General features: G+C 73.2%; 10 protein-coding genes. 7 read left to right on the forward strand and 3 right to left on the reverse strand.

Going from position 1 to position 12,271, the window contains the following annotated elements; translation table 11 throughout:
• The first annotated feature begins 148 nt into the window (after positions 1–148).
• The 3 genes from OHT61_RS08620 to OHT61_RS08630 are packed head-to-tail and all read left to right on the forward strand — an operon-like array spanning position 149 to position 4,985.
• The gene (locus tag OHT61_RS08620) at positions 149–1,195 is read left to right on the forward strand and encodes an AAA family ATPase (protein WP_329036516.1); all 1,047 of its coding nucleotides are present in this window, start codon (positions 149–151) and stop codon (positions 1,193–1,195) included.
• Complete coding sequence (locus OHT61_RS08625) at positions 1,195–2,568, forward strand: DUF58 domain-containing protein (RefSeq protein ID WP_329036518.1); 1,374 nt, start codon at positions 1,195–1,197, stop codon at positions 2,566–2,568. Before OHT61_RS08620 ends, OHT61_RS08625 begins: the two co-directional genes overlap by 1 nt.
• Positions 2,565–4,985 carry a transglutaminase family protein gene (locus tag OHT61_RS08630; protein ID WP_329036520.1) on the forward strand — a complete coding sequence of 807 codons (2,421 nt, stop codon included), beginning with the start codon at positions 2,565–2,567 and terminating at the stop codon, positions 4,983–4,985. The genes OHT61_RS08625 and OHT61_RS08630 overlap by 4 nt, the downstream gene beginning before the upstream one ends.
• A gap of 447 nt (positions 4,986–5,432) precedes the next feature.
• Here the strand turns inward: OHT61_RS08630 and OHT61_RS08635 are convergent, their stop codons facing one another.
• The 3 genes from OHT61_RS08635 to OHT61_RS08645 form a co-directional block, all read right to left on the reverse strand.
• Positions 5,433–5,837 carry a DUF3040 domain-containing protein gene (locus OHT61_RS08635; protein WP_329036522.1) on the reverse strand — a complete coding sequence of 135 codons (405 nt, stop codon included), beginning with the start codon at positions 5,835–5,837 and terminating at the stop codon, positions 5,433–5,435.
• 300 nt (positions 5,838–6,137) lie between these two features.
• The gene (locus OHT61_RS08640) at positions 6,138–6,896 is read right to left on the reverse strand and encodes a class I SAM-dependent methyltransferase (RefSeq protein WP_329036524.1); all 759 of its coding nucleotides are present in this window, start codon (positions 6,894–6,896) and stop codon (positions 6,138–6,140) included.
• A gap of 126 nt (positions 6,897–7,022) precedes the next feature.
• Entirely contained in the window at positions 7,023–7,547 is a 525-nt protein-coding gene (locus tag OHT61_RS08645; RefSeq protein ID WP_329036526.1) for an SAV_6107 family HEPN domain-containing protein, read from the reverse strand.
• 169 nt (positions 7,548–7,716) lie between these two features.
• Between OHT61_RS08645 and OHT61_RS08650 the strand changes: the two genes are divergently transcribed.
• From OHT61_RS08650 to OHT61_RS08665, 4 genes are all read left to right on the forward strand, one after another.
• Complete coding sequence (locus tag OHT61_RS08650; protein WP_329036528.1) at positions 7,717–8,589, forward strand: ATP-binding cassette domain-containing protein; 873 nt, start codon at positions 7,717–7,719, stop codon at positions 8,587–8,589.
• Positions 8,561–10,648: a YhgE/Pip domain-containing protein gene (locus OHT61_RS08655; protein WP_329036530.1), complete on the forward strand. Its 2,088-nt coding sequence runs from the start codon at positions 8,561–8,563 to the stop codon at positions 10,646–10,648. The genes OHT61_RS08650 and OHT61_RS08655 overlap by 29 nt, the downstream gene beginning before the upstream one ends.
• A gap of 29 nt (positions 10,649–10,677) precedes the next feature.
• The gene (locus OHT61_RS08660) at positions 10,678–11,289 is read left to right on the forward strand and encodes a TetR/AcrR family transcriptional regulator (RefSeq protein ID WP_329036532.1); all 612 of its coding nucleotides are present in this window, start codon (positions 10,678–10,680) and stop codon (positions 11,287–11,289) included.
• A gap of 347 nt (positions 11,290–11,636) precedes the next feature.
• On the forward strand, positions 11,637–12,254 hold the full coding sequence (locus OHT61_RS08665; RefSeq protein WP_329036533.1) for a DUF4126 domain-containing protein: 618 nt from the start codon (positions 11,637–11,639) through the stop codon (positions 12,252–12,254).
• Positions 12,255–12,271 lie beyond the last annotated feature (17 nt).

Consider the following 12,271-nt stretch of genomic DNA (forward strand, 5'->3'; position numbering starts at 1 on the left):
TTGTCCACAGGCGAGTGACACGAAGCGGTAACGGCAACAAGAATGCGGGTGTGACATCTCTCCGGGTCCTCCGGAGGGTGTCCGTATTTCGGGGCGGGGCCGGGCAGTCCTGTGCCGCCGTCCGTGCACAAGGGCCGAGGAGGGCCGGGTGACGACCTATGACGATCGAGCGAGCCTCACAGATCTGACGACCACCGTGGAGCGGGTGCGCAGGTCGGTCGAAGGTGTGATCGAGGGCAAGCCTGAGGTCGTACGGCTTTCCCTGACCGTGCTGCTGGCCGAGGGACACCTGCTGATCGAGGACGTGCCCGGGGTCGGCAAGACGATGCTGGCCAAGGCGCTCGCCCGGTCCATCGACTGCTCGGTGCGCCGCATCCAGTTCACCCCCGACCTGCTGCCCTCGGACATCACCGGGGTGTCGATCTTCGACCAGCAGCGGCGGGACTTCGAGTTCAAGCCGGGTGCGATCTTCGCCCAGATCGTGATCGGCGACGAGATCAACCGCGCCTCGCCGAAGACGCAGTCCGCCCTCCTGGAGTCGATGGAGGAGCGTCAGGTCACCATCGACGGCCACACCTACGAACTGCCCGACCCCTTCATGGTCGTGGCCACCCAGAACCCGGTGGAGATGGAGGGCACCTATCCGCTGCCCGAGGCCCAGCGCGACCGGTTCATGGCCCGGGTGTCGATGGGCTACCCCAGCGCGGAGGCCGAACTGCGGATGCTGGACGTCCACGGCGGGTCCTCACCGCTGGACGACCTTCAGCCGGTGGCCCACGCGCACGAGATCGTGAAGCTGATCGACGCGGTGCGCACGGTCCACGTCGCGGAGTCCGTCCGGCGGTACGCCGTGCAACTGGTGGCGGCCACGCGGCAGCACGCGGACCTCAGACTCGGGGCATCGCCGCGAGCCACCCTGCACCTGCTGCGCGCGGCCAAGGCCTCGGCCGCCCTGGCCGGGCGGGACTACGCCCTGCCGGACGACGTCCAGGCGCTCGCCGTCGCCGTACTGGCCCACCGTCTGCTGCCCACGGCGCAGGCCCAGCTCAACCGCCGTACCGCCGAGCAGGTCGTCCTGGACATCCTGCAGCGCACACCGGTGCCGACGTCGGGCGGCGTGGCCGCGCCGGCACAGCCGCAGCACGGGCCCGGCGGCCCGGTGTTCGGCGGGCAGCCCGGCGCGCGGCGGCTGTGATGGCGGCCGGGATTCCCGGTCCGGTGGAGAACGGCGACGCCAAGGGCGGCCTGCGAGCGTCCCTGGGCGGACTGACGACCCGGGGCCGGTCCTTCCTGGCAGCCGGTGTGGCGGCGGCCGTCTGCGCCTACGCGCTGGGCCAGGGCGACCTGCTGCGGGTCGGCCTGCTGCTGGCCGTGCTGCCGCTGATCTGCGTCACGGTGCTCCACCGCACCCGGTACCAGGTGTCGGGCAGCCGGTGGCTGTCCCCGTCCCGGGTGCCGGTCGGCTCGGAGGCACGGGTCCATCTGCGGATGGACAACGTGTCACGGCTGCCGACCGACCTGCTGATGCTCCAGGACAGCGTTCCGTACGTCCTCGGCCCCCGGCCCCGGTTCGTGCTGGACCGGGTGGAGGCGGGCGGCGTGCGCGAGGTGTCCTACCGGGTCCGGTCCGACCTGCGCGGGCGCTACCCGCTGGGTCCGCTGCAGCTGCGGCTGAGCGACCCGTTCGGGATGTGCGAACTGACCCGTTCCTTCAGCGCGTACGACACCCTAGTGGTCATCCCCCGCACCGTGCCCCTCCCCCCGCTCCGGCTGACCGGGGAGGCCTCCGGCTACGGCGACGGGAGGCAGAGGTCGTTGGCGCTGGCGGGCGAGGACGACATCATCCCGCGGGGCTACCGGCACGGGGACGACCTGCGCCGGGTCCACTGGCGTTCCACCGCGCGCTACGGCGAGCTGATGGTGCGTCGCGAGGAGCAGCCGCAGCGTGCCAGGTGCACGGTGCTGCTGGACACCCGGCGGATCGCCTACCAGGACGCCGGTCCGGACTCCGCCTTCGAGTGGGCGGTGTCCGGGGCCGCGTCCGCGCTGGTGCACATGCTGGAGCGCGGCTTCGCCGTGCGTCTGCTGACCGACGAGGGGAACGCGGTGCCGGACGGGAGCGCCGAGGGCTTCGCCGGACCGACGCAGGAATCCGCCGACTCCGCGGGCCTGATGATGGACACCCTCGCGGTCGTCGACCACTCCGACGGGGGCGGGCTCTCCCGGGCGCACGACGTGCTGCGGGGCACGAACGAGGGACTTCTGGTGGCGTTCTTCGGTGATCTCGACGAGGAGCAGGCGGCCGTGGCGGCCAGGATGCGTCAACGCAGCCGCGGTGCCGTCGCCTTCGTCCTGGACAGCGACGGCTGGGCGCACGGCCGGCCTCCCGTCCCCCACGCCTCGGACTCCGGCCGCCTGCGGCTGCTGCGTGAGGCGGGATGGACGGTGGTGCCGGTGCCGCCCGGGGCCGAGATCGCCCGGCTGTGGCAGCAGGCGGGCCGGGAGCGCTCCGACGCGCACCCGGCAGCCGCCGGTCCGGCGGCGGGCTTCCAGGGGGGCCGGTCATGAGCGGGCGCACCCGCCTGGCGCTGTGCGCCTTCGCGGCGACGATGATGGCGGCGGGGGCCCTGCAGCCCCTGGTCGAGCCCTCGAAGTGGATCCTGCAGGCCGCTTTCCTGCTGGCGCTACAGAGCGGCGTGGGCGCGCTCGCCCGCCGGGTGCCGCTCGCCCGGATCCTGACGGTCTCGCTCCAGGTGCTCGTCACCCTGGTGTCGCTCACCGTGGCCTTCGCGCGGGACCATGCCCTGTTCGGTGTGCTGCCCGGCCCCGAGGCGGTCCGCCGGCTCGCCGAACTGCTGACCGCGGGCGGGGACGACGTCGGCCGGTACGCGATTCCCGCCCCGGCGACGGACGGCATCCGGCTGATGCTGATCGGCGGGGTGCTGCTGATCGGCCTGGCCGTGGACGTCCTCGCGGTGACCTTCCGTTCCGCCGCCCCGGCCGGACTGCCGCTGCTCGCGCTCTACTCGGTCGCGGCGGGGCTGTCCGACGGCGGGGCGGGGTGGCTCTGGTTCCTGCTGGCCGCGTGCGGCTATCTGCTCCTCCTGCTCGCCGAGGGCCGGGACCGGCTGTCCCGGTGGGGGCGCGTCTTCGGTGGTGTGTCCCGTACGTCCGGGGGCCTGGCCGCGGGTCTGGAGGGACCGGGAAGGGCCATGGCCCCGGTCCGGACCGGCCGGCGCATCGGCGCCGTGGCCCTGGGGGTCGCGCTGGCCGTGCCCGCGGCGCTGCCTGCACTGGACGGCGGTCTTCTGAGCGGCACGGGCGGGGCGTCGGGACGGGGCAGCGGCGGCGGCACGATCTCCGCGGTCAACCCTCTGGTGTCCCTGCAGAACAACCTGAACCAGCCGGAGAACCGGGAGGTGATCTCCTATCGGTCCAACGCGGCCGATCCGCAGGACTTCTACCTCCGCATCCTGGCTCTGGACCAGTTCAGCGGGGGCGAGTGGCGGCCGTCGACCCGCAGGCTGAAGGACGTCCCCGACCGGCTTCCGCAGCCGGCCGGGCTGGCGCAGGACGTCACGGTCACCGAGGTCAGGACCAACCTGGCCGCGTCCCGGTCCTACGCGCAGACGTATCTGCCGCTCCCCTACCCGGCGAGCGAGGTGGACGTCCGGGGCCGCTGGAGGTTCGAACCGGAGGGGCGCACCCTCGTCGGTGACGACGGCCAGACGACGCGCGGCGCCCGGTACGAGGTGAGCAGCCTGGTCGTCGAGCCGACGGCCGCGCAGCTCGCCGGTGCCCTGGCGCCGCCCTCGGAGCTGCTGGGCGAGTACACCCGGGTGCCCCGTTCACTGCCGGACGTGGTCGCGAGCACGGCGAAGCGGGTGACGAAGGGGGCCTCGAGCGACTACGAGGCGGCCGTGAAACTCCAGGACTGGTTCGCCTCGGAGGGCGGTTTCCGTTACGACACGACGGTGACGTCGGGCACCGGCACCGCGGCCATCGAGCGCTTCCTGAAGGACAAGGAGGGCTTCTGCGTCCACTTCTCCTCCACGATGGCCGCGATGGCGAGGAGTCTCGGCATCCCGGCACGGGTCGCGGTGGGCTTCACCCCCGGCACCGTCCAGGCGGACGGGTCGGTGTCGGTGGGGCTGCGGGACGCGCACGCCTGGCCCGAGCTGTATTTCCAGGGGGTGGGGTGGACCCGCTTCGAGCCGACTCCGTCGCGGGGGAGCACCCCGTCCTACACCCGGCCCGACGCTCCCACGCAGGACCCGAGCGATCCGACGGCTCCGACGGAGGGCGCGTCCGTGGCGCCGACGGCGGCGCCGACGGCCTCGGAATCCTGCCCGGTGCAGTTGCGCCGCGAGGGTGAGTGCGGAGCGTCGGCGGCGGCCGGTGCGGTGGAGTCCGGCGGTTCGGGCGCCGGGGGCGGAGCAGCGGTGCTGTGGGGGCTCGGCATTCTTCTGCTGCTCACGGTCCCGTTCCTGCCGATGGTCTGGCGGGTGCGGCTCCGCGCCCGGCGGCTCGGCCGCTCGCAGGGGCGTGCACCGGCGGATGCCGCCGCCCGGGTCATGGCTGTGTGGCGCGAGATGACCGACACGGCCTGGGATCACGGCATCGCTCCGGATGATGCGCAGACGCCCCGGAAGACCGCGGCACGGCTCGTGCGGCTGGCCGGTCTCGACGGCACGGCGGCCGCGGCGGCCCATCGGGTGGCCGGGGCGGTGGAGCAGGTGCTGTACGCGCCCGCGCCACGTCCGGTGGACGGATCGGCCGAGGACGTCCGGGCGGTACGGGCAGCGCTGTGGGCCACGGCCGGGCGGTGGGACCGGCTGCGGGCGACGCTGGCACCGCGTTCGGCCGTTCGGGTGATGTGGGCCCTGTCCGAACGCAGGGCGGATCTCGGCCGCCGCTGGTCCGACCGGGTGGGACGCGGCAGCTGGGCGGCCCGGCTGCGCCGCCCGTCACGTCAGCAGGGCTGACGTCCGGAGGGCCGGCCCGGCCCTCGGCCCCGGGGCCCGATGAGGGCTCTTGCCCCTCGGGTCCCGGGGAGGGGCCTGCTCCGGCCCGGAGGCCGAGGAGCGGCTTTCCCCGCTCGGGTCACCCGGGCGGGGACCCGGGGCCCGGGGCGGGGGCAGAACCACTCCGCGGACCGTGGGTGGGGGCGCGGGGCCGCTGCGGACCGAGGCCGCCTGCGCGATCCCCCGCTCGGGCGGCGCCGGAGGTCCGTCGAGGCGGCCGGGTGACAAGAGCCCGTCGCGGTGCGCCCGGGTCCCCGGGCATCCGCCGTGCCGGGCTCGCACACGCGTGAGGGGCGGCCGCGGTGAAGCGGCCGCCCCTCACGTGTGAGGTCGGACGTTACGTTCTCGTCGTGTGCGCATCCGCGTCCGGGCAGGATGAACGGAGCCACCGGCCTGGGAGCGGAGAGCTCACTGGCCCTGTTCGTCGCGGCGGCGCTGCCACCGCTGTTCGATCCGGTTCATCATGGACCGGCGCTGCCTGGGGTGTCGGCTCTCGCCTCCACCCCCGCTCGCGTTCCCGGCCGGCTGCTGCTCACCGGGCTTGGGCGCTTTGCGCCACCCGGTGACCGCCAGCACGGCGCAGCCCAGCATGACGAGGAATCCCGCCACGCTGACCCAGGTCTGCTGGAAGACGACTCCGGCCATGAGGAGCGCGATACCCACCAGAAAACCGGCCACCGCCTGGTAGACCCGTCGCCGGGTGTACCTGCGCAGCCCGCTTCCCTCAAGCGCTGTAGCGAACTTGGGATCTTCGGCGTACAGCGCTCGCTCCATCTGCTCGAGCATTCGCTGCTCGTGCTCCGAGAGCGGCACGGGATCCTCCTCGTCGTCGGCCGCGGGGGCGACCGGTATGCGGCCCTTCCAGGATAGGCAGGGATTCGCCCCCGTGAAACCCGCCCTCTAGCCATAGCCAGTCCGGACCGCCATGTCGGCTCGGCTGCTGAGGCGTAGATTCCCCGACCTCCGATCCGTCATGCCGGATGGTGTCACCCGATCATACGGGGCCCGCGCCCCGATCGGGGGTTCTGAGCGGTACTCCGTCTGCAGCTGCGTTGCTGATCAGCCGTGCTCCAGCCGCTCCGCGGTCCCGTCCGGGCGGGGCCCCTGTCGGGCTCAGGCGCGCTTCTCCCCCAGAACGTGCAGCTGGGTCGCCACGGAGTGGAAGGCCGGCAGCTCCGCGACGGCCGCCTCCAGCCGAAGCAGCTCCTCCATCGCGCCCGGCTCGGTGTCCACGAGAACCCCCGGAACGAGGTCGGCGAAGACGCGCACGCCGTGGACGGGGCCGACCTCCATGCCGGCGTCGGCGACGAGTCCGGCCAGCTGGTCGGCGGTGAACCTGCGGGGCACGGGGTCGCCGTCGCCCCAGCGGCCGGCGGGGTCGGTCAGCGCCGTGCGGGCCTCGGCGAAGTGTCCGGCGAGGGCCCTGGCCAGCACGGCTCCGCCGAGGCCGGCGCCGAGCAGGCTGAGCGCGCCGGACGGGCGGAGTGCCTCCACCGCGTTCCGCACCCCTTCGGCGGGGTCGTCGACGTACTCCAGGACGCCGTGGCACAGCACCGCGTCGTAGCCCGCGCGGTCGACGACCTCGAACAGGCCGAGGATGTCCCCCTGGACACCGCGGACCCGGTCGGCGACCCCGGCCTCGTCCGCCCGGCGCTCCAGGGCGAACAGCGCGTTGGGGCTGGGGTCGACGACCGTCACCCGGTGGCCGAGCCGGGCGACGGGCACCGCGAAGTTGCCGGTGCCCCCGCCGGTGTCCAGTACGTCCAGGACTTCCCTGCCGGTCGCCTTGGCCCGGCGCTCCAGGGCGTCCTTGAGGACGTCCCAGACCACGGCGGTACGGAGGGAGGCGCGGGGGCGCAGCTGGTCCGACACGGCAGTTGACTCCTCGGCGCGGTGCCGCCGCGGACGGCGGGGCGTGAACGGTGCAGGTGGTACGGGGCTTCCACCCTATTGCCTCGCGCCGCCCGCCCGGCCCCCCTCATCGCGCCGGGCGCCCGGCTACTGCCGGAGCTGGTCGGTCCGGGGCTGGGGAAGGACCGGCTGGAGGACGAGGAGCCGCTCGACGAGGCGCAGGAACATGGCCGCGTCGCGCAGCAGGTCGTCGGCGTCGCGGCCGGTGGCCGCGCCGGGTATGCCGGCCTCCGCGCGGGCCCTGCGCCGGGCCCCGGAGGCGAACAGGGCGCTCCATTCGCCGAGTTCGGGCGCGATCTCCGGGAGCACCTCCCAGGCGCTGCGGATCCGCTCCCGGCGGCGCCCGCTCGTCTCGGGCCTCCCCCGGGCGGCGAGGACAGCGGCCGCCGTACGGAGTGCGGCGAGGTGTGCGGTGGCGTACCGCTCGTTCGGGACGTCGAGGACGGCGGCCTCGTCCAGGCCGGTGTGGGCCTGGGCGAGCAGATCGAGTGCGGCGGGCGGGGCCGTGGTGCGTCGCAGCACGGGGTGGACGTCGGTTGCCGGACCGGTCAGTGAGGGGGCAGGGCTGCCTGTGCGGCGCCGCGGTGCGGCTGCTGCGGACGAGCTGGCCATGACGAACCTCCTGTCGTCGTGTGACGGCTCCGTAGCCGTATGTACCCATTCTGCGTATACCCACTGACAATCCATCAGGGCGCGTCCCTGACCAGCGACTTTGCTTCGAGCGCGAGTTCGGGTTAGTTTTTTTGCACTGACCAGTCAGTCTAAAGTGGGGGGTGGGGTCGTGGAGAGCCCGCACGGAGCGGCGTTGAGCGCCGAGGGCTTCGGACTCGAGGGGCCGCGCGGCTGGGCGTTCCACGGCGTGGAGTTCAGCGCCGGGCCCGGATCCCTGGTCGCGGTCACGGGCCCGTCCGGCTCGGGCCGGACCTGTCTGCTGCTCGCGCTGACCGGCCGGATGCGCTCCACCGCAGGCCGTGCGGAGGTGGGCGGCGAGCGCCTGCCCGGACGGCTCGCCGCCGTGCGCGGGTTCAGCGCGCTCGGCCCGGTCCCCGGCGTCAGCGAACTGGACCCCGCACTGACGGTCGCCGAGCACCTGCGGGAACGCGCCCTGCTGCGGCGCCGCTTCGGCGGATCCCCGCGCTCGCTGCTGCGGCCCCGCGCCGAGCGCGCGGCCGCCTCCCGGGCGGTGGTCGAGACGGCCCTCGAAGCGGCGGGGCTGGACCTCGCGGACCTGCCCAAGGCCGAACGCACCTCCGTGCGCGACCTGGAGCGCCTGGAGGCGCTCCGCCTGTCCGTCGCGCTCGCGCTGATGGGCGGTCCGAGGCTCATCGCCGTCGACGACACCGATCTCAAACTGTCCGCCCCGGACCGCGCTCTCGCGTGGCACATGCTGCGCCGCGTCGCGGACGGCGGGACGACGGTGCTGGCGGTGTGCAGCGAGGCCCCGGACGACGCGCTCGTCGTGCACACGCGGCCGGCCGGGGACCAGGCGGCACCTCCCACGGCGGCCGGCGGCGGTACGCCGGAGGACCCCCCGCCCGGACCGGACCCCGGGACCGCGCGCCCCACGGCCGGGGAAACGGCGACCGCGGCCGCCGACGACACCACGAACCGGAAGGACACGGCAGATGCGATCGCCGAGGCTGGCCGCGCTTGAACTGCGGAGGTTCGGCAGGGGCCGGATGCCGCGCGCCGCGCTGGTGGCCCTCCTCCTGCTGCCCCTGCTGTACGGGGCCCTCTACCTCTGGTCCTTCTGGGACCCGTACGGGCGGCTCGACCGCATCCCCGTCGCCCTCGTCAACGACGACGAGGGAGCGGGCACCGGTGGCGAACGCCTCGCCGCAGGCGACGAGATCACCGCCAAGCTGCTGGACAGCAAGGTCTTCGACTGGCACGAGGTCGGTTCCGCCGAGGCCGCCCGGGGCGTCGAGGACGGGACGTACTACCTCTCGCTGACCATGCCGTCGGACTTCAGCGAGCGCATCGCGTCGAGTGCGGGGGACTCCCCCGGGACCGGCGCCCTCCAGGTGCGGACGAACGACGCCAACAACTACATCGTCGGGCAGATCTCCAGGACGGTGTTCGCCGAGGTCCGCAGCGCCGCGTCGGCCAAGGCGTCACGCGGCTTCCTGGACAGGATCTTCATCAACTTCTCGGGTCTGCACGACGCGACCGCGAAGGCCGCCAAGGGGGCCGACGACCTCGAGAGCGGTCTGACCAAGGCGAAGAAGGGCTCGAAGGACCTCGCCGACGGCCTCAGGACCGCCGAGTCGGGCAGCGGGACACTCTCCTCCGGCCTTGTCAGGCTGAACAAGGGAGCGGGCGACCTCGAAACGGGTTCCCGGCAGGTCGCCGACGGCACCCAGTCGCTCGCCGACAAGGTGAACAAGGTGGCCGGTGACGTACGGCCGTTCCTCAAGGACAACGGAAAGGCCATCGGGGACACGGCCCGGCTGGTGTCCGACTCCTCGAAGGCCGTGCGGGACAACCTCGATCTGCTGGTGGAGACCGCACCCACGGCCTCGGCCGCCGCGCACAAGGCCTCCGACGACCTGGCCGAGGTCTACCGCCTGCGCTGCGAGGAGCAGCCGCTGCCCGACCCTGGGGTGTGCCCGCAGCTGAAGCGCGCCAGGACCGCCGCGGCCGACGTCGCCCGGGTCTCCGACGACGTGAACGCCCTGGTCACGAACCAGAAGGGCGACCTGACGAAGCTGCGCGGCCAGTTGACCACCCTGCAGAAGCAGGCCGACGCGCTGGCGAGGCGCTCACCGCACCTCGATTCGGACCTGGAGTCCGCGGTGGCCCGGATCAACGCGCTCAACACCGGGGCGCACAAGGTGGCCAAGGGCGCCGGCACCCTCCACACCGGACTCGGCACCGCCAAGTCCGGTGCCGGAAACCTGGACAAGGGGGTCAAGAAGCTCGGGACGGGTGCCAGGAGTCTGGACAGCGGTCTGCACCGGCTCGGTGACGGCTCGGCGACGCTCGCCCAGGGCCTGAACGACGGCGTCGGCAGGATCCCGGACTACGACCGGGCCGACCGTGACGCGCGTACCGGGGTCATGGCCGACCCCGTGAAGCTCGCCTCCTCCTCGCTGCACGCCGCTCCCAACTACGGGACGGGTTTCGCCCCGTACTTCATCCCGCTCTCGCTGTGGGTGGGCGCGATGGTGGCCTACATGCTCATCCAGCCGCTCAACCGGCGGGCCCTGTCGGCGGGCGCACCCGCCTGGCGCATCGCCTTCGCGGGCTGGCTGCCGGTGGCGGCGATCGGCCTGCTCCAGGTCGTCGCCCTGATGTCCGTCCTGCACTGGCGGCTCGGGCTGCAGATGGCCCATGCCGCCGGGACGATCGGCTTCCTGGCACTGGTGACGTGCTGCTTCGCCGCGATCGTGCAGTGGCTGAACGCACGGTTCGGCGCGGCGGGCCGGATCCTCGTGCTCGCGGTGCTGATGCTCCAGCTGACCTCGGCCGGGGGCACCTATCCCGTCCAGACCAGCCCCGGCTTCTTCGGCGCGATCCACCCGTACCTGCCGATGACCTACGTGGTGGACGGGCTGCGCCGGCTCATCACGGGCGGCGGGCTCGGCCCGGTCTGGCAGGGCTGCGCCGTGCTCCTGGCCTTCACCGCGGGGGCGCTGGCACTGACCGCGCTGTCGGCCCGCCGCAAGCAGGTGTGGACCCTGGACAGGCTGCACCCGGAGCTGAGTCTGTGACTGATCAAATACCTGTGACAATCATGGGCATGGACAGCAGCAGCACGACGCGCCGCCAGGCCACCCGGCAGAAGCTCTACGAAGCGGCGGTCACACTCATCGCGGAGAAAGGCTTCTCCGCGACGACGGTGGACGAGATCGCGGAACGGGCCGGGGTGGCGAAGGGCACCGTCTACTACAACTTCAAGAGCAAGACCGAACTCTTCGAGGAACTGCTGCGCCACGGAGTGGGGCTGCTGACGCAGTCGCTGCGGTCAGCCGCCGAATCCACCGATGCCCATGGCGGCACCCGCGTGGAGGCGCTGGACGCGATGATCCGGGCCGGCCTGGTCTTCATCGACCGCTACCCCGCCTTCACCCAGCTCTACGTCGCCGAGCTCTGGCGGACCAACCGCGCCTGGCAGTCCACCCTCCTGGTACTGCGCCAGGAGGTCGTGGCGGTCGTCGAGGGAGTGCTCAGGGAGGGGGTGGCCGGCGGCGAGCTCAGCGAGGAGATCGACATCCAGCTCACGGCCGCGGCCCTGGTCGGGATGGTGCTCGTCGCGGCACTGGACTGGCAGGCGTTCCAGCCGGAGCGGACGATCGACGACGTGCACTCCGCGCTGTCCCTGCTCCTGCACGGCCGCGTCAGCGGGCGCTGAGCACCTGCCGGGACCCCGCACGCACAGCGCCGGTCCGGTGGAATCCGATCCCCCCGGATTCCGCCGGACCGGCGTTCGTGCCGCCGCGAAGCCCTCCCCCGTGACCCTGGTTCCCCCGTGGTCCCGGGGCTCCGCGCCGTGCGCCCCCGTTGTGTCCGGGGCGCGGTGACCGTTCCGCCGCCCCGTGCCGGCGGTCGTGGCGCCGCGCCCCTTCCGTGGTCCCCACTCTTCCCCCCGCGCGGGTGGGAGCCCATCCGCGCCCCTACTCATCTCCCGTCCTGAGTAGGGGTACTCAGGACTGCGTACAAGCCCCTCCACGCGACGCCCGCACTGGCTACGATCGCGACGTGTCCGTACTCCCCCTGGTGTTCACGAGTGGCTGGGCGAGCGGGATCAACGCCTACGCCGTGGTCCTCCTCCTCGGTCTCTTCGGTGCGACCGGGCTCACCGACGAGGTGCCCGGGTCCCTCCAGCGCACGGACGTGCTCGTGGCCGCCGCCGTGCTCTTCCTGTGCGAGGCGGTGGCCGACAAGATCCCGTACGTGGACTCCGCCTGGGACTCCGTGCACACGGTGATCAGGCCCGTGGCCGGGGCGGTCGTGGCCGCGCTGCTCGCCGGTGGGGACGGGTCGCTGCCCGAGCTCGCCGCCGGTGCGGTGGGCGGCTCGGCCGCGCTGCTGAGCCACCTGGTCAAGGCCGGCACCAGGATGGCGGTCAACACGTCCCCCGAACCGTTCAGCAACATCGGTGTCAGCGTCGCGGAGGATCTGGGTGTCGCCGGGATCATCACCTTCGCGATGTTCCACCCGGTGGCCGCCGCCGTGATCGCGGGGGCCCTGCTGCTCCTCGGTCTGGTGATACTGGTCTTCCTCGCCTCCCGTATCCGCCGCTTCCTGCGCCGCGGGGCCCAGCGGCGCGCGGAGAGGCGGATGGCCGGGGCGGGGGGCCACGGGCCTCCCGGGTGAGCTGTCGGCGGCACCCT

The sequence above is a fragment of the Streptomyces sp. NBC_00178 genome (assembly GCF_036206005.1).
Lineage (GTDB): Bacteria > Actinomycetota > Actinomycetes > Streptomycetales > Streptomycetaceae > Streptomyces.

What these genes read in the sequence shown, in the direction of transcription:
- OHT61_RS08625 (WP_329036518.1), top strand. Translation starts at nt 1,195, where the DNA reads ATGGCGGCCGGGATTCCCGGTCCGGTGGAGAACGGCGACGCCAAGGGC.
- OHT61_RS08630 (WP_329036520.1), top strand. Translation starts at nt 2,565, where the DNA reads ATGAGCGGGCGCACCCGCCTGGCGCTGTGCGCCTTCGCGGCGACGATG.
- OHT61_RS08645 (WP_329036526.1), bottom strand. Translation starts at nt 7,547, where the DNA reads ATGGCCAGCTCGTCCGCAGCAGCCGCACCGCGGCGCCGCACAGGCAGC.
- OHT61_RS08655 (WP_329036530.1), top strand. Translation starts at nt 8,561, where the DNA reads ATGCGATCGCCGAGGCTGGCCGCGCTTGAACTGCGGAGGTTCGGCAGG.
- OHT61_RS08660 (WP_329036532.1), top strand. Translation starts at nt 10,678, where the DNA reads ATGGACAGCAGCAGCACGACGCGCCGCCAGGCCACCCGGCAGAAGCTC.